The sequence below is a fragment of the Streptomyces sp. SirexAA-E genome, from assembly GCF_000177195.2.
Classification (GTDB): Bacteria; Actinomycetota; Actinomycetes; order Streptomycetales; family Streptomycetaceae; genus Streptomyces; species Streptomyces flavovirens.
In genome coordinates this window covers 2,965,751-2,992,088 of record NC_015953.1, presented here as the reverse complement: position 1 = coordinate 2,992,088, position 26,338 = coordinate 2,965,751, and the positions used below count along the sequence as shown (strand labels likewise).

Annotated in this window: 23 protein-coding genes, 1 tRNA gene and 1 pseudogene; 16 read left to right on the top strand and 9 right to left on the bottom strand. The window is 71.8% G+C overall.

Annotated elements, in window-relative coordinates; all coding sequences use genetic code 11:
• The first annotated feature begins 9 nt into the window (after nt 1–9).
• Nucleotides 10–234, top strand: coding sequence for a hypothetical protein (locus tag SACTE_RS13150; protein WP_014046520.1), 225 nt, complete (start codon nt 10–12; stop codon nt 232–234).
• 26 nt (nt 235–260) lie between these two features.
• Here SACTE_RS13150 and SACTE_RS13145 read toward each other — a convergent pair whose 3' ends face one another.
• From SACTE_RS13145 to SACTE_RS13125, 5 genes are all read right to left on the bottom strand, one after another.
• Entirely contained in the window at nt 261–872 is a 612-nt protein-coding gene (locus SACTE_RS13145) for a hypothetical protein (RefSeq protein ID WP_014046519.1), read from the bottom strand.
• Nucleotides 873–1,165: 293 nt separating this feature from the next.
• Nucleotides 1,166–2,014, bottom strand: a complete 849-nt coding sequence (locus SACTE_RS13140) for an S-methyl-5'-thioadenosine phosphorylase (protein ID WP_014046518.1) — start codon at nt 2,012–2,014, stop codon at nt 1,166–1,168.
• 88 nt (nt 2,015–2,102) lie between these two features.
• Nucleotides 2,103–2,453, bottom strand: a complete 351-nt coding sequence (locus SACTE_RS33165; protein ID WP_026359177.1) for an FmdB family zinc ribbon protein — start codon at nt 2,451–2,453, stop codon at nt 2,103–2,105.
• A gap of 66 nt (nt 2,454–2,519) precedes the next feature.
• Complete coding sequence (locus SACTE_RS13130) at nt 2,520–3,800, bottom strand: MFS transporter (RefSeq protein ID WP_014046516.1); 1,281 nt, start codon at nt 3,798–3,800, stop codon at nt 2,520–2,522.
• Nucleotides 3,801–4,137: 337 nt separating this feature from the next.
• Nucleotides 4,138–5,715 carry a potassium/proton antiporter gene (locus SACTE_RS13125; protein ID WP_232793479.1) on the bottom strand — a complete coding sequence of 526 codons (1,578 nt, stop codon included), beginning with the start codon at nt 5,713–5,715 and terminating at the stop codon, nt 4,138–4,140.
• A 243-nt stretch (nt 5,716–5,958) separates the two neighbouring features.
• Here SACTE_RS13125 and SACTE_RS13120 point away from each other — a divergent pair, with 243 nt between their 5' ends.
• A complete protein-coding gene (locus tag SACTE_RS13120; protein ID WP_014046515.1) occupies nt 5,959–8,703 on the top strand; it encodes a penicillin acylase family protein in 2,745 nt (914 codons plus the stop codon).
• A gap of 74 nt (nt 8,704–8,777) precedes the next feature.
• On the opposite strand, the gene SACTE_RS13115 is transcribed toward SACTE_RS13120, so the two are convergent.
• On the bottom strand, nt 8,778–9,368 hold the full coding sequence (locus SACTE_RS13115; protein WP_037759236.1) for a 5-formyltetrahydrofolate cyclo-ligase: 591 nt from the start codon (nt 9,366–9,368) through the stop codon (nt 8,778–8,780).
• Nucleotides 9,369–9,474: 106 nt separating this feature from the next.
• On the opposite strand from SACTE_RS13115, the gene galU reads away from it, so the two are divergent.
• The 8 genes from galU to SACTE_RS13075 all read left to right on the top strand — a co-directional run bounded on the left by galU (nt 9,475) and on the right by SACTE_RS13075 (nt 16,041).
• Entirely contained in the window at nt 9,475–10,377 is a 903-nt protein-coding gene (gene galU, locus SACTE_RS13110) for a UTP--glucose-1-phosphate uridylyltransferase GalU (RefSeq protein WP_014046513.1), read from the top strand.
• A gap of 4 nt (nt 10,378–10,381) precedes the next feature.
• Entirely contained in the window at nt 10,382–11,728 is a 1,347-nt protein-coding gene (gene glp, locus SACTE_RS13105) for a gephyrin-like molybdotransferase Glp (RefSeq protein WP_014046512.1), read from the top strand.
• A 126-nt stretch (nt 11,729–11,854) separates the two neighbouring features.
• Nucleotides 11,855–12,355, top strand: coding sequence for a cyclic pyranopterin monophosphate synthase MoaC (gene moaC, locus SACTE_RS13100; protein ID WP_014046511.1), 501 nt, complete (start codon nt 11,855–11,857; stop codon nt 12,353–12,355).
• The gene (locus tag SACTE_RS13095) at nt 12,352–12,858 is read left to right on the top strand and encodes a MogA/MoaB family molybdenum cofactor biosynthesis protein (protein ID WP_014046510.1); all 507 of its coding nucleotides are present in this window, start codon (nt 12,352–12,354) and stop codon (nt 12,856–12,858) included. Before moaC ends, SACTE_RS13095 begins: the two co-directional genes overlap by 4 nt.
• A 17-nt stretch (nt 12,859–12,875) precedes the next feature.
• Entirely contained in the window at nt 12,876–13,496 is a 621-nt protein-coding gene (locus SACTE_RS13090; RefSeq protein WP_014046509.1) for a GNAT family protein, read from the top strand.
• Nucleotides 13,497–13,629: 133 nt separating this feature from the next.
• Entirely contained in the window at nt 13,630–14,784 is a 1,155-nt protein-coding gene (glpR, locus tag SACTE_RS13085; protein ID WP_014046508.1) for a gephyrin-like molybdotransferase receptor GlpR, read from the top strand.
• An 87-nt stretch (nt 14,785–14,871) separates the two neighbouring features.
• Nucleotides 14,872–14,945 (top strand) — tRNA-Ala (locus tag SACTE_RS13080).
• A gap of 307 nt (nt 14,946–15,252) precedes the next feature.
• Nucleotides 15,253–16,041, top strand: coding sequence for an SAM-dependent methyltransferase (locus tag SACTE_RS13075; RefSeq protein ID WP_014046507.1), 789 nt, complete (start codon nt 15,253–15,255; stop codon nt 16,039–16,041).
• Nucleotides 16,042–16,109: 68 nt separating this feature from the next.
• On the opposite strand, the gene SACTE_RS13070 is transcribed toward SACTE_RS13075, so the two are convergent.
• Complete coding sequence (locus SACTE_RS13070) at nt 16,110–16,589, bottom strand: GNAT family N-acetyltransferase (protein ID WP_014046506.1); 480 nt, start codon at nt 16,587–16,589, stop codon at nt 16,110–16,112.
• 49 nt (nt 16,590–16,638) lie between these two features.
• Here SACTE_RS13070 and SACTE_RS13065 point away from each other — a divergent pair, with 49 nt between their 5' ends.
• Nucleotides 16,639–17,454 (top strand): exodeoxyribonuclease III, encoded by an 816-nt coding sequence (locus SACTE_RS13065; RefSeq protein WP_014046505.1) that lies wholly within the window; start codon nt 16,639–16,641, stop codon nt 17,452–17,454.
• A 182-nt stretch (nt 17,455–17,636) separates the two neighbouring features.
• On the opposite strand, the pseudogene SACTE_RS13060 reads toward SACTE_RS13065, so the two are convergent.
• Nucleotides 17,637–18,251: pseudogene (locus SACTE_RS13060) on the bottom strand (MerR family transcriptional regulator); the annotation flags it as partial.
• Nucleotides 18,252–18,419: 168 nt separating this feature from the next.
• Between SACTE_RS13060 and SACTE_RS13055 the strand changes: the two are divergent.
• The 4 genes from SACTE_RS13055 (at nt 18,420) to SACTE_RS13040 (ending at nt 22,034) form a co-directional block, all read left to right on the top strand.
• Nucleotides 18,420–19,943 carry an NAD(P)/FAD-dependent oxidoreductase gene (locus tag SACTE_RS13055; RefSeq protein ID WP_014046503.1) on the top strand — a complete coding sequence of 508 codons (1,524 nt, stop codon included), beginning with the start codon at nt 18,420–18,422 and terminating at the stop codon, nt 19,941–19,943.
• Nucleotides 19,940–20,881 (top strand): alpha/beta hydrolase, encoded by a 942-nt coding sequence (locus tag SACTE_RS13050; RefSeq protein ID WP_014046502.1) that lies wholly within the window; start codon nt 19,940–19,942, stop codon nt 20,879–20,881. Before SACTE_RS13055 ends, SACTE_RS13050 begins: the two co-directional genes overlap by 4 nt.
• Complete coding sequence (locus SACTE_RS13045) at nt 20,878–21,762, top strand: SDR family oxidoreductase (RefSeq protein WP_014046501.1); 885 nt, start codon at nt 20,878–20,880, stop codon at nt 21,760–21,762. Before SACTE_RS13050 ends, SACTE_RS13045 begins: the two co-directional genes overlap by 4 nt.
• Nucleotides 21,763–21,848: 86 nt before the next feature.
• Nucleotides 21,849–22,034, top strand: a complete 186-nt coding sequence (locus SACTE_RS13040) for a hypothetical protein (protein ID WP_014046500.1) — start codon at nt 21,849–21,851, stop codon at nt 22,032–22,034.
• Between the two features lie 90 nt (nt 22,035–22,124).
• Here SACTE_RS13040 and SACTE_RS35405 read toward each other — a convergent pair whose 3' ends face one another.
• The gene (locus SACTE_RS35405) at nt 22,125–25,529 is read right to left on the bottom strand and encodes a S41 family peptidase (RefSeq protein ID WP_014046499.1); all 3,405 of its coding nucleotides are present in this window, start codon (nt 25,527–25,529) and stop codon (nt 22,125–22,127) included.
• A gap of 190 nt (nt 25,530–25,719) precedes the next feature.
• On the opposite strand from SACTE_RS35405, the gene SACTE_RS13030 reads away from it, so the two are divergent.
• Complete coding sequence (locus SACTE_RS13030) at nt 25,720–26,292, top strand: TetR/AcrR family transcriptional regulator (RefSeq protein ID WP_014046498.1); 573 nt, start codon at nt 25,720–25,722, stop codon at nt 26,290–26,292.
• Nucleotides 26,293–26,338: the final 46 nt, after the last annotated feature.

The following is a 26,338-nucleotide window of genomic DNA, read 5'->3' as shown; positions in this document are numbered from 1 at the left end:
CTTGGAGGTATGAGTACCGCCCCCGCCCCCGGACCGCGCGATCCGGAGCCGCCGCAGTCGCAGGAGCGTCCGTCACAGGACTCCGGGCCCAGGCCGGCTCTGGTCTTCGACGATCCGCTGGACCGGCAGTCCGCGGACGACACGGACCAGGCGTGGGGCGAGCGGGCTCCGGTCGGCGGCGGCGCCGCCGACCTGGCGCGCTTCCTCGACGAGAAGCCGCCCCACCACATCTGACCGGGCAGGCTCCCGGGCGGGCGCGCTCAGTGCCCACGGGACACCGCCACGGCGAGCGGCCCCGACGCGCCCGCGCCCGCCAGAACGGCCGCGGTCTCCCGCTCCACGGCGAGGACCACCAGAGCCCCGCCCCCGGCGCCCGGTCCGCCGTCCGGCTCCGCGAAGCCCGGGCCCGGCAGTGGGCCGTCCGTGCCGTCCGGCCGGCCGACCGGCACGTGCGTCACCCGCACGTCCCGCGCCACCACGCGGGCCTTCGCGGCCCCGTCCCGCGCGGCCAGCACATCGACGCGGTCGCCCGGCTGTAACAGTGAGACCGCCCCCGCGTCCGCGATCCGCACCGGTGCGGAGACCAGCGGGCCGGGCGACTGCTCCTGCCGGGACACCGGACGGGCGTCACCCGCGACGGCGGCTCCGCCGTCCGTCGGCGGGCCGGCACCACCCGCGCCGAGTCCGGAACCCCCGAGCCCGGACACGGCGAGCACGGCGGAGGACAGGGCGAATCCCGCCGCCACCGCGCGCCTCTGTCTCCGCAGCGCGCGCCGCAGCCGGCCGCCGCCGCGCACCCGCAGCGGCTCGAAGGAGGGCATCCCGCACGGTGCGGGAGGCGCGGGACGTGTGTCGGGCATGGACGGGAACATGGGCCACCACCTGCCGTGAGAGCGCAGCAACGGACTCGGACCCCCACACCATCCCTCGGCGGCGGGAATCCCGCCGGGCCCTGTGGACGGTCCACACGTTGTGGACAAGTCCGTCACCCGCGCGAGGTCGGCCGAAAGCCCCGGCTCCCGACGGCGGAGTCGGCCGGCCGCCGTGAATCCCTGGGCGGAGCCGGTCGGCGGCCGTGCCCCTGGCCGCCGAGCCGGCCGACGGCAGCGCATCCCTCGCCGGGCAGTGGCTCGCGTCGGCCGACGGCGCCCGCGGACCCGGTGGGTCAGGGAAGCTCCACCCCGGTGTCGAGCCCGTCCAGCGCGTGGACGCAGACGCAGTCGCGGTCCTCGGCGGCCGGCAGTGCGGCCACCGCGTCGAAGAGCACCGAGCGAAGCCGGTCCACATTGGCCGCGAAGACCTTCAGTACCTCGTCGTGGCTGACACCCTCGCCCGCCTCGGCCCCCGCGTCGAGGTCGGTCACCAGCGTCATCGACGTGTAGCAGAGCCCCAGTTCGCGGGCGAGCACCGCCTCCGGGTGGCCCGTCATCCCGACGACCGACCAGCCCATCGCGGCGTGCCAGCGGGATTCCGCCCGGGTCGAGAAACGGGGCCCCTCGACGACGACGAGCGTGCCGCCGTCCACCGGCTCCCAGTCGCGTCCGCGGGCCGCTCCGAGGGCGGCCTTGCGCCCCACGGGGCAGTACGGATCGGCGAAGGCGAGGTGGACCACGGACGGGGTGACCCCGTCCGGCCGGGTCTCGCCGTCGTAGTACGTCTGCACGCGGGTCTTGGTGCGGTCCACCAGCTGGTCGGGCACCAGGAGGGTGCCCGGGCCGAACTCCGGGCGCAGGCCGCCGACCGCGCACGGGCCGAGCACCTGGCGTACCCCCGCCGAACGCAGGGCCCAGAGGTTGGCGCGGTAGTTGATCCGGTTCGGCGGCACGTGGTGGCCGCGGCCGTGACGGGGGAGGAACGCCACCCTGCGCCCCGCGAGTTCACCCAGGAAGAGCGAGTCGCTCGGTGCCCCGTAGGGGGTGTCCACCCGGACCTCGGTCACGTCATCGAGGAAGGAGTAGAAACCCGATCCGCCGATGACCCCGATGTCCGCCGTATCCGTCTGCGCGTTCGCCATGCGGTGACCCTATCGGGACGCACGACCGGGACCCCGCCGCATCCGGTCTCGGACACGGGCGGGGTCCCGGTGAAAAGCCGCGTGGGCCTCAGGCGGCGGACGTACCGCTGCTCGAGGAACTCGATGAGCTCGACGACGAGGACGTCGACGTGGCGGACGAAGCGGCGGGCTTCGAGTCCGACCCCGACGAGGACGACGGCGTGGTGGACGAGGAACCGGACGTCTTCGAGGACGACGTGGCCGGTGCGCTGCTCGACGAGGAGCCCCGGCTGTCGTTCCGGTAGAAACCGGAACCCTTGAAGACGATGCCGACCGCCGAGAACACCTTCTTGAGGCGTCCGTCGCAGTTCGGGCACACGGTCAGGGCATCATCGGTGAACTTCTGCACCGCCTCGAGGCCCTCGCCGCATTCGGTGCACTGGTACTGATAGGTCGGCACTTGCTCCTCCTGGCACTCTCACTCAATGAGTGCTAACGACGCTCCATACTGACGTATTCCGAGCCGTCAGTCCACCGTGACCTGCTCGCGGTGACCGATCCCACGTGCCACCGTCCGTCCCTCGGCCCGGGGCACGAGCCGCGAACGCAGGGTCAGAAGGGTCGCCAGGGCCAGCAGTGTCCCGCCCAGCGGTACCAGGAAACCGGTGCTCGCCCCATGGGCGTCCGCGAGCTGTCCGGCCACGGTGACGGCGGCGGCCTGCCCCAGGGCCACGGCGCCCGTCAGCCAGGTGAAGGCCTCGGTCCGGGCGGAGGCCGGCACCAGGGCGTCGACCAGGGTGTATCCGCTGATCAGAGCAGGTGCGATGCAGAGCCCGACCAGGAGTCCCAGTCCGGCCAGGAGCACCACGGAGTGCACGGCCCAGAGGCCGGAGGCGGTCACGGTCAGGGCCAGGTACCCGATGATCAGCCGGCGGCGCGGGCCGCTCTTCCAGGCGATGGCTCCGCAGGCGATCCCGGCGAGCATGTTGCCGGCCGCGAAGACGCCGTACAGCACACCGTTGACCCCGGGGCGGCCGATCTCCTCGGAGAACGCCGTCAGGGCGACCTGCATGCCGCCGAAGACGGAGCCGATGCCCAGGAAGGTGATCGCCAGGACCCGCACGCCCGGCACGGACAGCGCCGAGCGGTGCGGTGCGGCGGAGGTCGCCGCGTCCTGCGGGGCGGGCTGTGTCCCGCGCTGAGCGGCGAAGACGATGCCGCCGACCAGGGTCAGCACGCCCTCGGCGACCAGACCGGCCGCCGGGTGCACGCCGGTGCACAGCGCCGTCGCGATCACCGGACCGATGACGAAGGTGAACTCGTCCGTCACGGACTCGAAGGCGGCGGCCGTGGTCATCAGCGGAGAGGCCGCGCGTCCCGGGGCGGCACCGAGCCGTGCCGCCCACCGGGCCCGGACCATCGGCCCGACCTGCGGGATCGAGGCCCCGGTGGGCACGGCCGCCAGGAACAGGGCCCACATGGGCGCGTGCGCCAGCGCGAGCGCCGTCAGTACGCCGACGGACGCGGCGTGCACCAGTACGCCGGGCAGCAGCACCGCGCGCTGGCCGAACCGGTCGGCGAGCCGGCCGGTCTGCGGTGCGAACAGGGCCATCGAGACGCCCGATACGGCGGCGACGGCGCCCGCACTGCCGTACGAACCGGTGGTGTGCTGGACGAGCAGGACGATGCTGATGGTCAGCATCGCGAAGGGCTGCCGGGCCGCGAAGCCCGGGAGGAGGAAGGTCCACGCACCCGGGGTGCGCAGCAACTGCCCGTAACCGGGGCGGTCGGAGACCGTGGTCGCCACGGTCCATGCCTTTCTGCCGCCTGGTGGCCGTGCTCCCCGGGTGCGACCGGCACCAGGTGCCGGACCGTGCGGGAAGCTGCCGAGAGCTGTCCTCTTCGCGCGGGACTGCGGTAGATGCCGGGCGCTCGCTCCAGAGGCGAAAGGACGCCACGACCGCCATACGGTCGCGCCAGCTCTGCATCAGGCAGAGTTGGTCGATCTCGATCAGATCGAGTAGATCATGTAGCAGTCCTTCATGTTACAGGCACGAAACCCGGTGTGCCTGCGATCGGGGGTGAGCGGGCCGACGCCACCTCTGATCAGCGCCGCCGCAGCTCGGTGCCGCCGCAGCAGCAGCTCAGTGGTGGGCCTTGGTGCCGCCCGGGCGGCCCTCGCCGCCCTTGCCCAGCTTCTTCGCGAGCTTCATCACGTGCGGTACGTCCACGAGCGGCGCGATGTCCTTCCCGCCCTGCGCGCCGGTGCCCAGCCAGCCGGCGAGCTTGCCGCCCTCGGCGACGGCCCGCAGCCGCGCCTCGGCGGCGTCCCGCACCGGATCGGTGGCCACGACGAGCAGTTCGTCCCCGCGCCTGAGCACCGTCGAGGGTGCGGGCACGAAGCTCGTGCCGTCCCGCACGACCAGGGTGACGGCCGCCCCGGAGGGCAGGCGCAGCTCGCCGACCTCCACGCCGTGCATCTTCGACTTCCCGGGGATCGCGACGGACAGCAGGTGTCCGCGCAGCCGCTCCAGGGGCGCCGACTCGATGCCCAGGTCGGAGGCCTCGGACGGGTCGTCGCCGATCCGGAGCGCCCGAGCGAGCCAGGGCAGCGTCGGCCCCTGGATCAGCGTGTAGACGATGACGAGCACGAAGACGATGTTGAAGACCCGGGTGCTGCCCTCGATCCCGGACACCATGGGGATGGTCGCCAGGATGATGGGCACGGCGCCGCGCAGTCCCGCCCAGGACATCAGGGCCTTCTCGCGCCGTGGCAGCCGGAACGGGGCGAGGCTGATGAAGACCGACAACGGCCGCGCGACGGCGGTCAGGACCAGCCCCACGACCACGGCGGGCCAGAAGTCGTCGATCAGGTCGTGCGGGGTGACGAGCAGGCCGAGCAGGACGAACATGCCGATCTGCGCCAGCCAGCCGAGCCCGTCGGCGAACCCCCGGGTGGCCGGCCAGTGCGGCAGCTTGGAGTTGCCCAGGATCATCGCGGCCAGGTACACGGCGAGGAACCCGCTGCCGTGGGCCATGGCGCCCGCCGCGTACGCGGACACCGCGATGGCCATCACGGCGATCGGGTAGAGCCCGGAGGCGGGCAGGGCCACATGACGCAGCCCGAACGAACCCAGCCAGCCCACCGCGAGCCCGATGGCCGCGCCGATGGCCAGCTCCAGGGCTATCTCGCCGATCAGGACGTACCAGTGCTCCACAGGGCCGACGGCGGAGAAGGCGACGACCAGGATGACCACCGGGGCGTCGTTGAAGCCTGATTCGGCCTCCAGGACGCCCGTGATCCGGGAGGGGAGCGGCACCTTGCGCAGGACGGAGAAGACGGCCGCGGCGTCGGTGGAGGAGACGACGGCGCCGATGATCAGGGCCTGCCGCCATTCCAGGCCGACGAGGTAGTGCGCCGCGCTCGCGGTGACGCCCACACTGACGCCCACGCCGACGGTCGACAGCAGGGCCGCCGCCGGGAGCGCCGGCCGGACTTCTTTCCACTTCGTGCCCAGACCGCCCTCGGCCAGGATGACGACCAGGGCGGCGTAGCCGATGACCTGGGTCAGCTCGGCGTTGTCGAACTTGACGTCGAAGAGGCCGTCCTGTCCCAGGACGATGCCGATGCCGAGGTACAGGAGCAGGCTGGGAAGCCCGCTGCGCGACGAGATGCGGACGGCCGCGACGGCGACCAGCAGGACGAGCGAGCAGGCGAGCAGAAGTTCGTTGAGCGTGTGGACAGTCAGGGTCCGTTCCTTCCCTGCGTGCGCCTTCCGGATCGGCCTCCGGCGGCCAGTACTTCGTTACCTTACCTAATCTTTAACGCTTTCTTGACGGCTTCGAGCGTTCGTACGAGGGCGGCGCAGATGGGTGCATCCCCATACCGCGTCCGAGTGGCTTCGGCGGGGCGCCTATGGTTGCTCCTGCACTCCCAGGACCACCCTGCCCCTCGAAGGACAGCGATGCCCGCCAACACAACCGCCCCTTCCGGCTCTTCGGATGCGAAGAAGCCCGGCAGGAAGAAGGGGCGACGCGCTCGCCTCCTCGTGATCGTCCTGGTGCTGGCGCTCGTCGCGGGTGTCGGGTACGGCGCGTACTGGTCCGTCTCCACGGTCCGGGCCTCTTATCCGCAGACCACCGGCACACTCGAACTCAAGGGCCTCACCGGTGACGTCGACGTCAAGCGCGACGACTACGGGATCCCGCAGATCTACGCGGACTCCGACGCCGACCTGTTCCGCGCCCAGGGCTTCGTCCAGGCCCAGGACCGGTTCTGGGAGATGGACGTCCGACGCCACATGACGTCCGGACGGCTCTCCGAGATGTTCGGCTCGGACCAGGTCGACACCGACGCCTTCCTGCGCACCCTGGGCTGGCGCAAGGTCGCCCAGGAGGAGTACGACAAGGTCCTGGACGAGGACACCAAGAAGAACCTCCAGGCGTACGCGGAGGGCGTCAACGCGTATCTGGCCGGCAAGGACGGCAAGGACATCTCCGTCGAGTACGCGGCCCTCGGCCTCACCAACGACTACAAGCCCACCGAGTGGACCCCGGTCGACTCGGTCGCCTGGCTGAAGGCGATGGCCTGGGACCTGCGCGGCAACATGCAGGACGAGATCGACCGCTCCCTGCTGACCAGCCGGCTCAGCGAGAAGCAGATCGAGGACCTGTACCCGGAGTACCCGTACAAGAAGAACAGGCCGATCGTCGACCAGGGCGCCGTCTCGCCGGTCACCGGTGAGTTCGACCCCGAGGCCGAACCGTCGGACGACATCGGCGGGGACACCGTGGCGGGCGCGACCGACGGGCTGAACACCCAGCTCTCCGCGCTCTCCGACACCCTGGACGAGATCCCCGCACTGCTGGGCCCGAACGGCAACGGCATCGGGTCCAACTCGTGGGTGGTCTCCGGCGCCCACACGACCACCGGCAAGCCGCTGCTGGCCAACGACCCGCACCTGGCGCCGATGCTGCCCTCGCTCTGGTACCAGATGGGGCTGCACTGCCGTGAGGTCTCCAAGACCTGCCGGTACGACACGGCCGGGTACACCTTCTCCGGTATGCCCGGGGTGATCATCGGGCACAACCAGGACATCGCCTGGGGCTTCACCAACCTCGGCGCCGACGTCACGGACCTGTTCCTGGAGAAGGTCTCGGCCGACGGCTACCAGTACGACGGCAAGACCGAGCCCTTCGTCACCCGTGAGGAGACCATCAAGGTCGCGGGCGGCAAGAGCCGGAAGATCACCGTCCGGGAGACCAACAACGGTCCCCTGGTCTCCGACCGCAGCAGCGAGATGGAGAAGGTCGGCAAGCGGGCGCCGGTCACCAACTCGGCCCCCGACCGCGGCGACGGCTACGCCATCGCCCTGAAGTGGACCGCGCTGGACCCCGGCAAGTCCATGGACGCCGTCTTCGAGCTCAACCGCGCCAAGGACTTCAAGACCTTCCGGGCGGCGGCCGAGCACTTCGAGGTGCCCTCGCAGAACCTCATCTACGCGGACACCGAGGGCAACATCGGCTACCAGGCCCCGGGCAAGATCCCGGTCCGCCTGAACGGCGACGGCACCATGCCGAGCCCGGGATGGTCCTCGAAGTACGGCTGGGAGAAGGACCCGATCCCCTTCGACGAGCTGCCGTACGAGTACAACCCGGAGCGCGGTTACATCGTCACCGCCAACCAGGCGGTCATCGACGACAGCTACAAGCACATGCTCACCAAGGACTGGGGCTACGGAGCCCGCAGCCAGCGGATCAACGACCTGATCCAGAAGAAGATCGACGACGGCGGCAAGGTCTCCACCGACGACATGCAGTCGATGCAGATGGACAACCAGAGCGCCATCGCCGCGAAGCTGGTGCCGAAGCTGGTGAAGATCGGGATCTCCGACAAGAGCGTCCGTGAGGCCCAGAAGCTGCTGGAGGGCTGGGACTACACCCAGGAGTCCGACTCCGCCGCGGCCGCCTACTTCAACGGTGTCTGGCGCAACATCCTCAAACTGGCCTTCGGCAACAAGCTCCCCAAGGAGCTCCGCCCCAAGGGCGAGTGCCTCAACGTGCGGCCCGCCGCCGGCACCGGACCGGTCGACGAGCAGAACAAGCTCGTACGCGAGTGCGGCCAGCGCGACCCGGACACGGCGCAGCCGGACGGGGGCGACCGCTGGTACGAGGTCGTGGAGTCGATCCTCGACGACACGGACAACGAGTGGTGGAAGGTGCCCGCCCAGGGCCGTGAAGAGGCGATCGACAACCGGGACCAGCTCTTCGCCCGTGCCATGGAGGACGCCCGCTGGGAGCTGACCGCCAAGCTCGGCAAGGACATCAGCACCTGGAACTGGGGCCGGCTGCACCAGCTGACCCTGCGCAACCAGACGCTCGGCACCGAGGGCCCGGACCTGCTCCAGCGGGCGCTCAACCGCGGCCCCTGGAACCTGGGCGGCGGCGAGGCCGCGGTCAACGCCACGGGCTGGAACGCCGCGGGCGGCTACGGCGTCATCTGGGTGCCGTCCATGCGGATGGTCGTCAACGTGGGGGACTGGGACAAGTCCCGCTGGATCAACCTCACCGGCGCTTCCGGACACGCGTTCAGCGCGCACTACACCGACCAGACCGACAAGTGGGCCGACGGCGAACTGCTCGACTGGTCCTACGGGAAGGGCGCCGTGGACAAGTCCACGGTCGACACCCTGACGCTCAAGAAACCGTGAGGCGCCCTGAGCGGCCCCGGGACGTCCCGGGGCCGCTCAGGCGTCCCGGGGCCGCTCAGGCGTCCTGGGGCCGCTCAGACGTCCCGGGGCAGGAAGCGCCGCACCGCGGTCGGCGTGATCACGGCGTGCACGGGGTGGTCGTGCGGCTCCTCCGGGACCCGCGTGACCACCTCGTCGTCGTACAGCAGGACGACCAGGGCGGGATCGGCCCCGGCCGCCGCCAGCCGGGCCAGCACCCGGTCGTAGCTGCCTCCGCCGCGCCCCAGGCGCATCCCGCGCCGGTCCACCGCGAGTCCGGGCAGCAGGACCACGTCGGCGTCGAGGACCGCTGCGGGACCCAGGGGCGCGCCGTGCGGCTCCAGGAGGCCCCGTCCGGCGGGCAGGAGGTGCTCCCTGCCCTCGTAGACGGCCCAGTCCAGGTCGTTGTCGGCCATGAGGACCGGCAGCAGCACGCGTACGCCCCGGGCGCGCAGCCCGTCCAGCAGCGCGTGCGTTCCCGGCTCACGGCCCACGGACACGTAGGCGGCCACGGTCCGGGCGTCCGCAAGCTCGGGGAGGGCCGCGGCGGCCGAGGCCAGGAGTTCGGCGGCGTCCGTGACGTCACGCGAGGTCAGCAGCCTCCTGGCGGCGAGCAGTTCGCGTCGCAGAAGCGCCTTTCGGGACATGTCGTCGTTCAACGGGTACTCGCAAACCTCGTGTATCGGGTTGTATGAGTGCGAAGTTAACCGGACGCTCACCTTCCGCCCATAGTCACCCGTTACAGTTCTGCGCATGACTCAGTCGCGCCCCAGGATCAGCAAAGCTGTCATCCCAGCTGCAGGTCTCGGCACCCGGTTCCTGCCGGCCACCAAGGCCACTCCGAAAGAGATGCTGCCTGTCGTCGACAAGCCCGCCATCCAGTATGTCGTCGAGGAGGCTGTCGCCGCAGGCCTCTCCGACGTGCTGATGATCACTGGTCGCAACAAGCGTCCCCTGGAGGACCACTTCGACCGGAACTACGAGCTGGAGTCGGCGCTGGACCGCAAGGGGGACGCCGAACGGCTCTCCAAGGTCCAGGAGTCCAGCGACCTGGCCACCATGCACTACGTCCGCCAGGGTGACCCGCGTGGCCTCGGCCACGCCGTCCTGTGCGCCGCCCCGCACGTGGGCGACCAGCCCTTCGCCGTCCTCCTCGGCGACGACCTGATGGACCCCCGGGACCCGCTGCTCGCCCGGATGATCGAGGTCCAGGAGCGGGAGGGCGGCAGCGTGGTCGCCCTCATGGAGGTCGACCCGGCCCAGATCCACATGTACGGATGCGCGGCCACCGAGGCCACCGCGGACAGTGACGTCGTGCGGGTCACAGGGCTGGTGGAGAAGCCCGACCCGGCCGACGCCCCCAGCAATCTCGCCGTCATCGGCCGCTACGTCCTGGACCCCGCGGTCTTCGGCATACTGCGCCGGACCGAGCCCGGCCGCGGTGGCGAGATCCAGCTCACCGACGCCCTCCAGCTGCTGGCCGAGGACGAGAAGATCGGCGGCCCGGTGCACGGCGTCGTCTTCAAGGGCCGCCGTTACGACACCGGGGACCGCGGCGACTACCTGCGTGCCATTGTCAGACTGGCGTGCGAACGTGAGGACCTGGGCCCGGACTTCCGGACCTGGCTGAAGCGGTACGTCACCGAGGAGTTGTAGGAGCGTGAGCAGCACGATCTGGTCGGTCGACGAGCACCTGGAAGACATCCTCGCCGCGGTCCGGCCGCTGGAGCCGATCGAGCTGCAGCTGCCCGACGCCCAGGGCTGCGTCCTGGTCGAGGACGTCGTGGTGGAGGTCGCGCTGCCTCCCTTCGACAACAGCTCGATGGACGGTTACGCGGTCCGGGTCTCCGATGTCGAGGGCGCCGGCGAGGAGTTCCCGGCGGTCCTCACCGTCGTCGGCGACGTCGCCGCGGGCGACGGAGGGCTGGCCGACGGCCGTTCGCTCGCCCCGGGGGAGGCCGCCCGCATCATGACCGGCGCCCCGCTGCCCGAGGGCGCCGAGGCGGTCGTCCCGGTCGAGTGGACGGACGGCGGCACCGGCGGCGGCCCCGCCACCGCGATGCGCGCCCACAGCGAGGCCCCGGAGGGGGCCGGCGGCGAGGTCCGCGTCCACCGGCCGGTGAAGGCCGGGGCGCACGTGCGGACCCGGGGCAGCGACGTACGTCCGGGGGACCTGGCGCTGCGGGCGGGCTCGGTCGTCGGGCCCGCGCAGATCGGACTGCTCGCCGCGATCGGCCGCGCGGCGGTGAAGGTGCGGCCACGCCCGCGTGTCGTCGTGCTGTCCACGGGCAGTGAGCTCGCGCAGCCGGGCGAGGAGCTGACCGGCGGCCGGATCTACGATTCCAACAGCTTCGCGCTCACAGCCGCGGCCCGGGACGCCGGGGCGATCGCCTACCGGGTGCCCGCCGTCGCCGACGACGCCGAGACGCTGCGCGCCACCATCGAGGACCAGCTGATCCGGGCCGACATCGTCGTCACCACGGGCGGCGTCAGCGTCGGCGCGTACGACGTGGTCAAGGAGGCCCTGTCCTCCCTCGGGCACGCACCGGGTGACGCGGCGGAGGGCGCGGAGGGCGACACGGACGAGCCGGCCGGAGGGGTCGACTTCCGCAAGCTCGCCATGCAGCCGGGCAAGCCCCAGGGCTTCGGCTCGATCGGACCGGACCACACCCCGCTGCTGGCCCTGCCGGGCAACCCGGTCTCCTCGTACGTCTCCTTCGAGCTCTTCGTACGGCCGGCGATCCGGACCCTGATGGGACTCGACGACGTCCACCGCCCGAAGGTCCGGGCCACGCTCGCCATGGACGAGGCGCTCTCCTCACCGCCCGGCAGGCGTCAGTTCCTGCGCGGGAGGTACGACGCGGAGGCCGGCACCGTGACACCGGTGGGCGGTTCCGGGTCGCATCTGATCGCCGCCCTGGCCCAGGCCGACGCGCTGATCGTGCTGCCCGAGGACACGACCTCGGCCGAGCCCGGCACGGAGACCGAGGTGATCCTTCTCCGCTGACACGCGCGTGGTGGCGGTACGGTATCTGGCGCTGTGCCTTCCCGGGACGAGTTCCCGGACCCCCGGCCCGCACGCCCGTGCGCGCCGGTGTGGGCAATCGGCGCCCTACCCGCTAGGCGGAGTGAGTTGAGTACGCAGAACAGGCTGACGCACATCGACGAGGCGGGCGCGGCCCGCATGGTCGACGTGTCGAAGAAGGACGTCACGGCCCGGGTGGCCCGGGCGAGCGGCCGGGTACTCGTGTCGCCGCGTGTCGTCGAACTCCTGCGGGGAGAAGGCGTTCCCAAGGGCGACGCGCTGGCCACCGCGCGGATCGCCGGGATCATGGGGGCCAAGCGGACCCCGGACCTGATCCCGCTCTGCCACCCCCTGGCCGTCTCCGGTGTGAAGGTCGATCTGAGCGTCGCCGACGACGCGGTGGAGATTCTCGCCACCGTGAGGACCACCGACCGTACCGGTGTCGAGATGGAGGCGCTGACCGCCGTCTCGGTCGCCGCGCTCACGGTGATCGACATGATCAAGGCGGTCGACAAGGGCGCGGTGATCACGGACGTCCGCGTCGAGGCGAAGTCGGGCGGTGCGTCCGGCGACTACCACCGCCCGGTGCCGGAAGGCCCTGGGGCATGAGCGCCCCCGACGGATACCGCGCCCTGGTCGTGACCGCGTCCAACCGCGCCTCGGCCGGTGTCTACCCCGACAAGGGCGGACCCCTCGTCGCCGAGGGCCTGACGGCACTGGGCTTCGCCGTCGACGGTCCGCAGGTCGTCCCGGACGGCGATCCGGTCGAGGCGGCCCTGCGGGCGGGTGTGGCGGCCGGCTACGACGTGATCGTCACCACCGGCGGTACGGGCATCTCGCCCACCGACCGCACCCCCGAGGCCACCCGCCGCGTCATCGACCGGGAGATCCCGGGCATCGCCGAGGCGATCCGGGCGGAGGGCCGGGACAAGGTGCCCACCGCCGCCCTGTCCCGTGGCCTCGCGGGCACCGCGGACCGCACCCTGGTGGTGAACCTGCCCGGCTCGTCCGGCGGTGTACGGGACGGGCTCGCGGTCCTGGGACGGCTGCTGGCGCACGCCGTCGACCAGGTCCGCGGCGGCGACCACCCCCGACCGGGGAGCCCGAGCTGAACGTCCCGACCTGGCCGGTGATCCTGACCGACGGTGAGATCACCCTCCGCCCGATCAAGCTGCGGGACCAGCGCGCGTGGCGCGAGGTCAACCGGCGCAACCGGGACTGGCTGAGGCCCTGGGAAGCCACCGTGCCGCCGCCCGCCCCGGGCGGCCCGATGTCCCGGCGCCCCACCTACCGGCAGATGGTCCGCCATCTGCGCTCCGAGGCCAACGCGGGGCGGATGCTGCCCTTCGCCATCGAGTACGAGGGGCGTCTCGTCGGGCAGTTGACGGTGGCCGGGATCACCTGGGGCTCGATGTGTTCGGGCCATGTCGGGTACTGGGTCGACCAAGGCGTGGCGGGGCGGGGCGTCGTACCGACCGCGGTGGCCCTCGCCGTCGACCACTGCTTCCGTACGGTCGGCCTGCACCGGATCGAGGTGTGCATTCGTCCGGAGAACGGGCCCAGCCGCAGGGTCGTGGAGAAACTCGGATTTCGTGAGGAAGGGCTCCGTCCGCGTTATCTCCACATCGACGGCGCGTGGCGGGACCACCTGATCTTCGCGCTCACCGCCGAGGAGGTGCCCGACGGCATGCTCAGACGTTGGCGCAGGGTACGGCCGAGCAGCCCACAGATGCCGCGGAAGCCCGAATAAATGAAATAAGTGTTCGAATTCGATCGCTCAATGACTGTAAGTGGGTCGACTTGCATCGTGCACTGATCCGAAGAATCACAAAAAAAGTCCCGGATATCAGCCGGAACGTGCGACACACCGGGCCAATTGGCGGATGCCGCCGTGCAAACCCCTCTACGGTGTGAGCGTGAGCAGCAGCGGCCTCATCTACGCAGTCATCGTCGGTGCCTGGGCCGCCTACCTGGTGCCGATGTGGCTCCGCAGGCAGGACGAGCTCAATGAAGCCCGTCCGACGGAACGCTTCAGCACCGCCATCCGGCTGCTGTCCGGACGGGCGGCCATGGAGCGCCGGTACGCCAAGGAGCTGCAGGGGCGAGAAGCCGGGGAGGCGCCTGGTGACGTGGACCCGGATGCCGTCACGGACCGAATCGAGTCCGTCGACGTCCGGGCCTTTTCCGCGCCCCCGGCACACACGGAAGCCCGGTTGCACGATCCGGCGCACGACGCGCCGGATCCTGCGGCTGACGGGCGCCCGCGCGAGGAGGTGCGGCCCGCCAGGCGCCCGCGCACGCCTGGCGGGGAGACGGAGCGTGAGCGGCGGGCCAGACGCTCGCAGGTCCTCGCGCGCCGTCGGCGTACGACCACCGTCCTGTTCCTGGCGTTCACGCTGGGCACGGTCGTGGCGGCGGTCGGCGGACTCCGCTTCCTCTGGGCACCCGCCGTCCCCGCGGTGATGCTCAGCGCGTACATCGTCCATCTGCGCGGGCAGGAACGCCGCCGGTTCGTCTTCACCATGGACCGGCGCAGGGCGGAGGTGGCCGCCCAGCGGCTCCGCGAGAACCGCCCGCGCAGGCACCAGCCGGCCTCGGCGGTCGCCGCCGAGCCCGACGAGGAGCCCGAAGCGGGCCACCCGATCCCCGCCCCGACGGTCTCTCCGCAGGAAGCCGGCCGCCGTGCGCTCGTCGAGCAGACGGACCACGCCGAGTGGGTGGACCAGCAGCGCGAACGCGGCCCGGCCCAGGGCGACAGCTGGGAGCCCGTGCCCGTACCGCTGCCGACCTACGTCACCGCCCCGGTCGCCCCGCGCGCCACGGGCGGGGTGGAGGTCGGCGACCCGGAGACCTGGAGCGCGGCCCGCTCCAGCACGGCGGAACCCTCCCAGACGGGCACCTCGCACCCCGTCGTCCCCGACGCGGACCCGGCGCCCCGTCGGCGCGGCAACCAGTCCAAGCGCGGCCGTGACCGCGGCCGTACTCCCCTCTTCGACCAGTACGACGACGAGGACCGGCCCCGCGCGGCCAACGAGTGAGACCGGCGACGGAGCCGACTCGGTGACCTGCCGGGATACGGATTTCCGAGCACCCCGATGAGGGTGCTAGAGTTTCACTCGTTGCAAGGGCCTGTGGCGCAGTCTGGTAGCGCACCTCGTTCGCATCGAGGGGGTCTGGGGTTCAAATCCCCACAGGTCCACCGCACACACGAGATCCCGCCCGATCGAAAGATCGGGCGGGATCTCGTCGTTTCGGAGTGAAGGCGGCGGCGGGGCGCGTCACCGGGGGAGTGGTCCGCCCGGCCTGTTCGCTCAGCCCCCTTGGGCCATGGGCGGCCTCCCGCGAAGGCCTTCCGGCCGTGAACGGTGTCCGGGGGCCGGAGCTCCGCCCCTCCGCACCGCTTAGGCTGTCCCTGCTCACCCGCCTTGCCGGTGGCCGTCGTCGAGGTCGCCGCCCAGGTCAGGTGCGGCGTTCACTGCCCGTGGTTCCGTACGGAGGAGCGTCCTGTGACGGCCGGTATACCCAGCTCCCGCATCGACACCAGCAAGCCGCACCCGGCGCGCGTCTACGACTGGTTGCTGGGCGGCAAGGACAACTATCCGGTCGACCAGGAGGTCGCCGAGAAGCTGCCGGCCGAGGCGCGGGCCAACGCGGCGCGGAACCGGGCGTTCATGCACCGTGCGTCCGGCTGGCTCGCGGCGCAAGGGGTCGACCAGTTCCTGGACATCGGGACCGGCATCCCGACCTCGCCCAACCTCCACCAGGTCGTCCAGGCCGTCACACCGCACGCCCGGGTCGTCTACACGGACAACGATCCCATCGTCCTCCGCCACGCGGAGGCACTGCTGGTCAGCAGCCCGGAGGGGATGACCGACTACATCCACGCCGATGTGCGCGAGGCCGAGGCGATCGTCGAACGGGCCGCCAGGACGCTGGACTTCACCCGGCCCGTCGCCCTCTCCCTGATCGCGCTGATGCACTTCCTGCCTGACGACCAGGACCCGTACGGCATCACCCGCACCCTGGTCGACGCCCTTCCGTCGGGGAGTTACCTGGTCCTCTCGCACGGGACCGCCGACCAGCACCCGGAGCTGAGGCAGGAGACCGAGTCCGCGTACGAGAAGGGCGCCATCGCGCTCCGGATGCGGACGCGTGCCGAGGTCGAGCCGTTCTTCGAGGGGCTGGAGCTGGTGGACCCGGGACTGGTGACTGCGCCGGAGTGGCACCAGGAGGGGCAGACCGCGCCGGTGTACGAACGCAGTGGGTTCTACGTCGGGGTGGCCAGGGTCCCCTAGCCCGGCGAGGGCACCCAGCCCGGCGAGGGCACCCAGCCCGGCCGAGCACCCAGCCCGGCCGGCGCCCCCTAGACCAGCGGCTTGGCCATGCAGATGCTGCTCTCGTACGCGCGGTAGTACCCGAACTTCGCGCAGACCTCGTAGCCGCAGGAGGTGTACAGCGCGACCGCCTCCGGCTGCTGGTCGCCGGTCTCCAGGACCATGCGGGTGCGGCCCGCCGCCGTCGCGTCGGCCTCCAGGGCGGCGAGGATGCGGCGGGCGAGGCCCCTGTTCCGGCCTTCGGGGATCACGAACATGCGCTTGATCTCGGCGTCGCCGTCGGAGTAGCCCTCGCCGTTCGCGTCCTGGGTGCGCCAGCCACCGGTCGCCACCGGGCGGTCCTGCTCGTCGTAGGCGAGGAGGTACAGACCGCGCGGCGGGTCGAACATGGTCGGGTCGAGCGGTGTGAGATCGCCCTCGTCGCTGTAGCGCTCGGCGTATTCGAGCTGCACCTGGTCGTTGAGTTTGACGGCGTCGGGGTGGTCGAAGGGGCGGGGCTGAATAATCATGCGAACCATCGTACGTCTATGCGTTGAGTGAAGTAGGTACTGTTTCCGGATGCTGACCGTTACCTCCGTGAATGTTAATGGGCTCCGTGCCGCCGCGAAGAAGGGTTTCGTGGAATGGCTGGCGCAGTCCGAGGCCGACGTCGTGTGCCTCCAGGAGGTGCGCGCCGAGCCGCAGCAGCTGCCCGAAGAGGTGCGTGAACCCGAGGGGTGGCACACCGTTCACGCCCCCGCGGCGGCCAAGGGGCGCGCGGGGGTGTCCCTCTACACGCGGCAGGCGCCGGAGCGCGTGCAGATCGGGTTCGGTGGATTCGACGTCCCGGGGAGTGAGGAATTCGACACCGGCGGCCGGTACGTCGAGGTCGATCTCCCGGGGGTGACGGTCGCGAGCCTGTATCTGCCCTCCGGTGACGTCGGTACGGAGCGCCAGGACGAGAAGGAGCGCTTCATGGCGGCCTTCCTGCCGTACCTGGAAGGGCTCAAGGTGCGCGCCGCCGCCGCGGGGCGCGAGGTCCTCGTGTGCGGCGACTGGAACATCGCGCACCGGGAGGCCGACCTGAAGAACTGGAAGGCCAACAAGAAGAACTCCGGCTTCCTCCCGGAGGAGCGGGCGTGGCTCACCCGGGTCTTCGAGGAGGCGGCGTACGTCGACGTGGTCCGCGCGCTGCACCCGGACCAGGAGGGGCCGTACTCGTGGTGGTCCTACCGCGGCCGGGCGTTCGACAACGACGCGGGCTGGCGCATCGACTACCAGGTCGCGACCGAGGGCCTCGCCGCCCGAGCCGTGAAGGCGTGGGTCGAGCGTGCCGCCACGCACGGCGAGCGGTGGAGCGACCACGCGCCGGTCACCGTCACGTACGAGCGTTAGGCGCCGTGTCCCGGCGGCGCGTGCTCCCGGGGCGCCTTGCCGACCGCCGGGGCGCGGCCCCGGGGCCCGCCCCCGTCCGCCGGAGCGCGCTCCCGGGTTGCGTCCGAATCCGCCGGAGTGCGCCCCGGGCCGCCGCTGTCCGCCCCTGCGTCCGTCCGGTGTGACCCGTCCGCCGGCGCGCCTTCGTCGCGCAGTCGGCGGTCCAGGGCCATGGACAGCTCCGCGTCCACCACCGCGTGGGCCAGGGACCGCAGTTGGTCCTGGCCGGTGTCCGCGGTGTGGGTGCGCAGGACGCGGACGCAGAGCTCCGCGAGCGCGTCGGCGTGCTCGCGGACCAGGCGGCCCGCCGAGAGGACCGAGGCGAGCGGCACGCCGGCCCGCACCAGCTCGGACGACGCCTCCAGCAGGCGGCGGCTGATGTGCACGATCGTGTCGCCGTCCGTGCCGAGGTAGCCCAGCTCCATGGCGGCGGAAAGGTTCTCCGCGGTGGCCTCGCCCGCGAAGTAGTCGGCCAGCTGCTCCGGTGTCAGGCGTACCGGGGTCTCCTCGGTCGGTTCGCCCAGGCCCAGCACCTCGGCCACGTCGCGTCCGCTGTCGAAGGTGGCGGCGAGGTCGGCGATGCCGTTGAGGGTGTGGCCGCGTTCCAGCAGGCCGGTGATCGTGCGCAGCCGGGCCAGGTGGTGGTCGTCGTACCAGGCGATGCGGCCCTCCCGGCGCGGTGGCTGGATGAGTCCCCGCTCGCGGTAGAAGCGCAGGGTGCGCACGGTGATGCCGGCCTCCTCGGCCAGCTCCTCCATGCGGTACTCGCGGTGCTCGCGTCTTTCAGCCACAGCCGAACCCTATGTTGTACCGCCGGTAACTTTCCTTGGTACGCCCCCTACCCATCGGTACGGAGCTGCTCTACCCTCCCAACCATGCCAGTGATTGCTGGCAGAGTCGTGTACGTACCGCGGGGAGGCGGCAGCATGGCCCAGCACGAGCACGTACGAGTGGCGGTGATCGGATCCGGATTCGGGGGCCTCGGGGCCGCGGTCCGGCTCCGCCGCGAAGGCATCACCGACTTCCTGGTCCTGGAGCGAGCCGGTTCCGTCGGTGGTACCTGGCGCGACAACAGCTACCCGGGCTGCGCCTGCGACGTACCGTCCCACCTCTACTCCTTCTCGTTCGCGCCCAACCCCGACTGGCCGCGCACCTTCTCCGGGCAGGAGCACATCCGCGCCTACCTGGAGCGTGTGGCCGACACCTTCGGGCTGCGCCCGCACATCCGGCTGAACCACGAAGTCACCCTGATGCGCTGGGACAACGACGCGCTGCACTGGGTGATCGAGGCGGCGAACGGTGCCACCTTCACCGCGGACGTCGTCGTCTCCGCGACCGGTCCGCTCTCCGACCCCAAGCTGCCCGACATACCGGGGCTCGCCGACTTCCCGGGCAAGGTCTTCCACTCCGCGCAGTGGGACCACGACTACGACCTCGCGGGCAAGCGCGTCGCGGTGATCGGCACCGGCGCCTCCGCCATCCAGATCGTGCCGGAGATCCAGCCGCAGGCCCGCCGGCTCACCCTCTTCCAGCGGACCCCGCCCTGGGTGATGCCGCGCATGGACCGCGCGATCAGCGGCGCCGAGAAGTGGCTGCACCGCGCGCTCCCCTTCACCGGCACCGCGCGCCGCGGACTGCTCTGGGGCATCCGGGAGTTGCAGGTGGGTGCCTTCACCAAGCACCCCGACCAGCTCGGCCTCGTGGAGCGGATAGCCAAGGCCAACATGGCACGGGCGATCAAGGATCCGCAGCTGCGGGCCAAGCTGACCCCCTCCTACCGCATCGGCTGCAAGCGCATCCTGCTCTCCAACGCCTACTACCCCGCGCTCGCCGAGCCCAATGTGGACGTGGTCGCCTCCGGTCTGTCCGAGGTGCGCGGCTCCACCCTCGTCGCCTCGGACGGTACGGAGACCGAGGCGGACGTCATCGTCCTCGGCACCGGCTTCCACGTGACGGACATGCCGATCGCGGACCGGGTCGTCGGCGCCGAGGGCATCACGCTCGCCGAGTCCTGGAAGGACGGCATGGAGTCGCTGCGCGGCGCGAGCGCCGCGGGCTTCCCCAACTGGATGACGATCATCGGCCCCAACACCGGGCTCGGGAACTCCTCGATGATCCTGATGATCGAGTCCCAGCTGAACTACATGGCCGACTACCTGCGCCAACTGGACGTGCTCGGCGGCCGTGTCGCCCTGGGTGCCCGCTCCTCCGCCGTCGGCGCCTGGAACCGGCGGGTCCAGGACCGGATGAAGCGGACCGTGTGGAACACCGGGGGCTGCACCAGCTGGTACCTGGACTCCACCGGCCGCAACACGACCGTCTGGCCGGGCACCACCGCCGAGTTCCGGCGGGCCACCCGCGCGGTCGACCTGGCCGAGTACGAGGTCATCCGGCCGCCCGTCCCGAACGGGCCGCGGAAGGCCGTCCTGGCCGAGGAGGCCGCGCGATGAGCCGGCTGCTGCACCGCGCGGACGCCCCGCCCGTCCCCGTACGCGAGATGACCGTGACCTCCGCCGACGGCTCGCGTGTCCATGTGGAGCTGCACGGCCCCGAGGACGCCCCCGCCGTCGTCCTGGCACACGGCTGGACCTGCAACACCCATTTCTGGGCCGCGCAGATACGCGATCTGGCGGCCGACCACCGCGTCGTCGTCTACGACCAGCGGGGCCACGGGCGTTCGCCGGACGCCGGCCCGGGCGGATACAGCACACAGGCGCTCGCCGACGATCTGGAAGCCGTGCTGCGGGCCACTCTCGCGCCCGGGCGGAAGGCGGTGCTCGCCGGGCACTCGATGGGGGGAATGACCCTCATGGCGGCGGCGGGCCGGGACACCGTGCGCGAGCACGGCGCGGCCGTCCTGCTGTGCAGCACCGGCAGTGCCCGGCTGACCGCCGAATCACTGGTGCTGCCGCTGCGGGCCGGGGCGCTGCGGACCCGGATGACCGCGGCGGTCCTGGGCGCCCGGGCGCCGCTCGGTCCGGTCACGGCCGCGTCCAGGGCGGTCCTCAAGTACGCGACGATGGGACGTGGTTCCGCTCCGGAACGGGTCGACACCTGTGCCAGGATCGTGCACGCGTGCCCACGCAAAGCGCGCGTCGCCTGGGGCCATGTGCTCGCGGAGCTCGACCTCGAGGCCGACGTACGGGAGCTGAGGCTGCCGACCGCCGTCATCGCGGGCACCGAGGACCGGCTGACGCCGCCCGTGCACGCGCGGGCCATAGAGGCGGCGCTCCCGCACAGCCTCGGGCTCACCGAGCTGACGGGCATGGGGCATATGACGCCGGTGGAGGCGCCCGAAGTGGTCACCGCGAAGCTGCGCGAGCTGGTGGACCTGTACGTCACTGTGGACGGTGCGGCCGAGGCCGTGAGCAAGGAGGAGGTCGCATGAGCGGCAGGCGGAGTCTCGAAGGACAGGTCGTCGTCGTCACCGGAGCGGCACGCGGGGTGGGTGAACTGCTCGCCCGCAAGTTGTCGGCACGTGGCGCGAAGCTGGCCCTCGTCGGTCTGGAGCCGGACGAGCTGAAGAAGGTCTCCGAGCGGCTGCACTCGGACAGCGACCACTGGTTCGCGGACGTCACCGACCACGAGGCGATGGCCCAGGTCGCCCGTGAGGTCAAGGAACGCTTCGGCAAGATCGACGTCGTGGTCGCCAACGCCGGGGTCGCCACGGGCGGGCCGCTCGTGGACTCCGACCCCGTCGCCTGGCGCCGGGTCATCGAGGTGAACCTGATCGGCGGCGCCGTCACGGCGCGGGCGTTCCTGCCGGTCGTCATGGAGAGCCGCGGCTACTTCCTCCAGATAGCGTCGCTGGCCGCGCTCACCCCGGCGCCGATGATGAGCGCGTACTGCGCCTCCAAGTCGGGTGTGGAGGCGTTCGCGCACAGTCTGCGCGCGGAGGTCGGCTACCGGGGCGTGAAGGTCGGGGTCGGCTACCTGTCCTGGACCGACACGGACATGGTGCGCGGTGCCGACGAGGACGACGTCATGCGGGAGTTGCGGCAGCGGCTGCCCTGGCCGACCAACCGCACCTACCCGCTGGGCCCGGCCGTGGACCGGATCGTGGCGGGCATCGAGCGGCGCTCGGCCCATGTGTACGGCCAGTGGTGGCTGCGGGGGATGCAGTCGGTCCGGGGAGCGCTGCCGACCGTGATCGGGATCGTCGGACAGCGTGAGATGCAGCGGTTCGGGACGCGGCTGGACGGCGTCACCAAGGGACTCGTGGGGGCCGGCGGCGCGGCGGACCAGGACGCGCGAGCGCAGCGTCACTGATCGAAATGCGACGCATGTCCGGGTGTGTAAGTCTGGGCGAGCCCCTCACGGGGCCTCCCCCACGCACCCACACAGGAGTGAACGGCATGGGCATCGCAGACCAGTTCAAGGACAAGGCACAGAAGCTCGCCGACCAGGCCGAGCGGAAGAAGCGGGGCGGTGAGCAGGACGGCTCCCGCGAGCGGTCCGACCGCTCCGGCGACCGGCCGTCCGACCCGCGCGAGCGTGCGCGGGACGCGGCCGAGCAGGCGCGCGAGCGGTTCGACCGCTGACGTCCGCGTCCGTGCCGTGAAGGGCGCGTCCCGGGAGACCGGGGCGCGCCCCTTCCGCGTGCGAGCCCCCTCCCCGGGCGCCGGGCGTCGTCAGCGCGGGGGCAGCGGGGGCCGTCGCAGGTCCGGCACCGTGGCGTACGTCGGCGGTGTGGAGGCCGGGTGGGACGCCAGGAGGTCCAGGGCCACCTTGACCGCGTCGTCCAGGACCGCGTGACGGCCCTCCGCCCAGTCCAGGGGGGTGCGCAGGGCCTCCAGGTCCGGTTCGACGCCGTGGTTCTCGACGGACCAGCCGTACGTGTCGAACCAGGCCGCGTTCATCGGCACCGTGATCACCGTGCCGTCGCCGAGCCGGTGGCGTCCGGTCATGCCGACCACCCCGCCCCAGGTGCGCTGGCCCACGACCGGCCCCAGCTTCAGCAGCCGGAAGGCCGCCGTGATCATGTCGCCGTCGGAGGAGGTCGCCTCGTCGGCGAGGGCCACCACCGGGCCCCGGGGGGCGTTGGACGCGTACGAGACCGGCTGGGCGTTGCGGGTGAGGTCCCAGCCGAGGATCGCGCGGGTGAGCTTCTCGACGACCAGCTCGCTGATGTGTCCGCCCGCGTTGCCGCGCACGTCCACGATCAGGGCCGGGCGTGACACCTCCAGGCGCAGGTCGCGGTTGAACTGCGCCCAGCCCGAGCCGCCCATGTCCGGGATGTGCAGGTACCCGCACCTGCCGCCGCTCAGTTCGCGGACGACCTCGCGGCGCTTGGCGACCCAGTCCTGGTAGCGCAGGGGGCGTTCGTCGATCAGCGGGACGACCGCGACACGGCGGGGCCGGCCGCCGCCCTCGCCGCCCGCCGGACGGAAGGTCAGCTCGACCGTCGTCCCGCCCGCCGCCGTGAGCAGCGGATAGGGTCCCGCCACCGGGTCCACCCGGCGGCCGTCGACATGGGTGAGGACGGCGCCCTCGCGGATCCCCGCACCGGCGAGCGGGGAGCGCGCCTTGGAGTCCGAGGAGTCGCCGGGCAGGATCCGCAGGACCGTCCAGTCGCCGTCCCGGCACGCCAGGTTGGCGCCGAGCAGACCGATCGCCCGCTGGTAGTGCGGCGGGCCCTCGTTGCGGCGGGCGGGGGACACGTAGGCGTGGGAGGTGCCCAGCTCGCCCAGGAGTTCGCGCAGCAGGTCCGCGAACTCGTCGGGGGAGGCGACCCGTTCGACCAGCGGCCGGTACTGGTCCAGGACGGCGTCCCAGTCGATGCCGCACATGTCCGGCTCCCAGAAGTAGGCCCGGATGATGCGGCCCGCCTCGTCGTAGGCCTGCCGCCATTCCGCGGCCGGGTCGACGTCGTGCAGGATGCGGCGCAGGTCGAGGTAGACGGTGGTGTCGTTGTCGCCGGGCTCGTCGGACGGGACGGCGCGCAGTTCGCCGTCGTCCATGACGACCAGCCGGGAGCGGTCGCCGCTGACCGCGAAGCCGTCGAGGTGGGCGACCAGTTGGGTCCGGCGCGCCCTGGCGATGCTGAAGTGCTCCAGGGTGGGGCGGCCCGACATGTCCGCGGGGTTGGCGAACGTCTCGCCCAGCGCGCCGGAGATGGGCCAGCGCAGCCAGACCAGCCCGCCCCCGCTGACCGGCTGGAGCGCCGAGTACTTCGACGCGGATACCGGGAAGGGCGTCACCCTGTTCTCCAGCCCCTCGAACTCCACGGTGACCGTGGTCCCTTCGACGGCGCCGTCGGGGATGTCCACCGGGTCCAGTCCGCCGGCCGCGGGCCGGCCGTCCGGGAGCAGGGCGAAGGGGGAGGGCGTCGCCGAGGAGAGCGGCACGAGGTAGGGGCGGCAGCCCAGCGGGAAGGAGAGGTCGCCGGTGTGGACGTCGTACACCGGGTCGAAGCCGCGCCAGGAGAGGAAGGCGAGGTAGCGGCCGTCACCGGTGAAGACCGGGTTCTCGTCCTCGAAGCGGCCGTTGGTGACGTCGACGATCACCGGGGCGTCGGGTCCGCTGATCCGGGCCAGCTTGATCTTCCGCAGCGACCGGCCGATGCCCGGGTGCGACCAGGTCAGCCAGGCGCCGTCCGGGGAGAACGCCAGGTCGCGGACCGGGCCGTTGACGGAGCGGATGAGCTCGGTCACCTGGGCCTCGGCAGGCGGCGGGGGAGGCGGGGCGGAGCCCTGCTCCTCGATGGCGTCCAGCAGGGCGGCCTGCGCGTCGGCGCTGTCCAGGAGGGCGACCCCGTCCAGGGCGGCCACCTCCTGTTCCGTCTCGTCGCCGGCCGTGTCCAGCAGCAGCAGGCGGCCGTCGTTCGAGGCGAGGGCGAGACGGGTCCCCTCCGGGTCCGCGACCATCTCGTGGACGCGGCCCAGCTGCCCGGAGGCCAGCCTGCGTGGCGGCCGGTCGCCGCTGGCACGGGGCAGGTAGGCGATCTCGACGGCGTCCGCGCCGTCCGCGTCGGTGATGTAGGCGACCTGGCCGCTGCTGCCCAGCATCTCGGGCAGCCGGACGCGCACCCCGGGCTCGTCGGCGATGGTGCGGGCGGGCCCGTCGCGGTGCGTGAGCCAGTACAGGCTGCCGCGTACGGAGACGGCGCTGGCCCGGCCCGTCTCGTCCACGGACAGGGCGTCGACGTGGCTCGACGCGGGCACCTGGTAGGTGCGGCGCCCGGTCCTGGGGCCGCCGAGGCGTACCTCCAGCTTGCGCGGGACGGCGTCCGGGTCCTCCAGGTCGTCGACCAGCCACAGGTCGCCCGCGCACTGGTAGACGACCCGGTTGCCGTCGCTGGACGCGTGCCGGGCGTAGAAGGCGTCGTGGTCGGTGTGGCGGCGCAGGTCGCCGCCGTCCGGCCGGCACGAGTAGAGGTTGCCGACGCCCTCGTGGTCGGAGAGGAAGGCGATGCGGCCCCCGACGAACATCGGGGCGTCGAGGTGGCCGCCGATGTCCGGCAGCAGCCGCTCGCCGTGCAGCCACAGCCGTCCCATGGCCCCGCCCCGGTAGCGCTTCCACGCGGCGGGCTCGTGCGGCGGCTTGCCGGTGAGCAGCAGGGTGCGGCGCTCGCCGTCGATGTCGGCGACCGCGATGTCGGAGACCGGCCCCCAGGGCAGCTTGCCGCCGGGGCTGCCGTCGGTGGGGACGCTGTAGGCCCACGAGAAGTACGAGAACGGCTGGTTGTGCGAGGACACGGCGAGGATCTGGGAGCTGTCGCCGGGGTCGGGGCTCCAGCCGCAGACCCGGGCGTCGGTCGAGCCCCAGTACGTGAGTCTGCGGGCGGGGCCCCCGTCGACGGGGGCCAGGTGGATCTCCGGGTCGAGCGTGCGCCAGGTCGTGTAGGCGATACGGCTGCCGTCCGGCGAGAAGCGCGGGTGGCTCACCCGGGTGCGGTCGACGGTCACCCGCCACGCGCGGCCGGGCCGCTGCCCCGCGGGGGCGAGGGGGGCGACCCAGAGGTCGTCCTCGGCCGCGAAGCAGAGCAAGTCCTCGTGGAGGTGCGGGAAGCGGAGATACGCGACGTCGTCACTCACCCTTCAATGCTTTCCGCGCAAGGGGCCCGGGGCAACTTGTGTCGCAGAACACAAGCGAAACGATTTCGTTTCGCGGGGGCGGGGGAGTAGGTTCGATGTGTACGAAACAGTTTCGTTCGGCTGGTGATCATGGCGGCCGTGCGTGACTGGCGTACGATCCAGCAGGCACAAGGGCGGAGGAGGTCGACAGGTGGCGCGGACGCGGCTCACGCCGGAGCGTGAGAACGAGCTGTACACCGCCGTGCTCGACCTGCTCGGTGAGGTCGGGTACGAAGCCCTGACCATGGACGCCGTCGCCGCCCGTACCCGCTCCAGCAAGGCCACCCTCTACCGCCAGTGGGGGAGCAAGGCCGAGCTGGTCGTCAGGGCGCTCCGGAACAACAAGCCGGTGCATCTTGCCGAGGTCGACACCGGTTCGCTGCGGGGCGACTTCCAGGCCGTCCTCGCGCTCAGCGACGACTGTCAGATGGAGAAGAACTCCGCACTGCTGCGGGGTCTGAGCCATGCCGTCCACACGAACCCCGATCTCTTCCAGGCGTTGCGCGGCCTGCTGATCGAGCCGGAGATGACCGGACTCGCGAAGCTGCTCCAGCGCGCGGTGGACCGGGGTGAGGTGCGTCGGGACAATCCGGCGCTCTCCTACGTACCGCACATGATGATCGGCGCCTTCGCGGCACGGGAGCTCGTCGAGGAGCGCCCGGTCGACCGTCAGTTCCTGATCGACTACGCAGAATCCGTGGTGTTCCCCGCCCTCGGCGTCTGACGTCCCCCGTTCCCTCCGTACGACCCTCTCCCCGACGCTCCACCTG

What these genes read in the sequence shown, in the direction of transcription:
- SACTE_RS13150 (WP_014046520.1), top strand. Translation starts at nt 10, where the DNA reads ATGAGTACCGCCCCCGCCCCCGGACCGCGCGATCCGGAGCCGCCGCAG.
- SACTE_RS13145 (WP_014046519.1), bottom strand. Translation starts at nt 872, where the DNA reads ATGTTCCCGTCCATGCCCGACACACGTCCCGCGCCTCCCGCACCGTGC.
- SACTE_RS13140 (WP_014046518.1), bottom strand. Translation starts at nt 2,014, where the DNA reads ATGGCGAACGCGCAGACGGATACGGCGGACATCGGGGTCATCGGCGGA.
- SACTE_RS13120 (WP_014046515.1), top strand. Translation starts at nt 5,959, where the DNA reads ATGCCCGCCAACACAACCGCCCCTTCCGGCTCTTCGGATGCGAAGAAG.
- SACTE_RS13115 (WP_037759236.1), bottom strand. Translation starts at nt 9,368, where the DNA reads ATGTCCCGAAAGGCGCTTCTGCGACGCGAACTGCTCGCCGCCAGGAGG.
- galU (WP_014046513.1), top strand. Translation starts at nt 9,475, where the DNA reads ATGACTCAGTCGCGCCCCAGGATCAGCAAAGCTGTCATCCCAGCTGCA.
- SACTE_RS13095 (WP_014046510.1), top strand. Translation starts at nt 12,352, where the DNA reads ATGAGCGCCCCCGACGGATACCGCGCCCTGGTCGTGACCGCGTCCAAC.
- glpR (WP_014046508.1), top strand. Translation starts at nt 13,630, where the DNA reads ATGCCGCCGTGCAAACCCCTCTACGGTGTGAGCGTGAGCAGCAGCGGC.
- SACTE_RS13070 (WP_014046506.1), bottom strand. Translation starts at nt 16,589, where the DNA reads ATGATTATTCAGCCCCGCCCCTTCGACCACCCCGACGCCGTCAAACTC.
- SACTE_RS13065 (WP_014046505.1), top strand. Translation starts at nt 16,639, where the DNA reads ATGCTGACCGTTACCTCCGTGAATGTTAATGGGCTCCGTGCCGCCGCG.
- SACTE_RS13055 (WP_014046503.1), top strand. Translation starts at nt 18,420, where the DNA reads ATGGCCCAGCACGAGCACGTACGAGTGGCGGTGATCGGATCCGGATTC.
- SACTE_RS13050 (WP_014046502.1), top strand. Translation starts at nt 19,940, where the DNA reads ATGAGCCGGCTGCTGCACCGCGCGGACGCCCCGCCCGTCCCCGTACGC.
- SACTE_RS13045 (WP_014046501.1), top strand. Translation starts at nt 20,878, where the DNA reads ATGAGCGGCAGGCGGAGTCTCGAAGGACAGGTCGTCGTCGTCACCGGA.
- SACTE_RS13040 (WP_014046500.1), top strand. Translation starts at nt 21,849, where the DNA reads ATGGGCATCGCAGACCAGTTCAAGGACAAGGCACAGAAGCTCGCCGAC.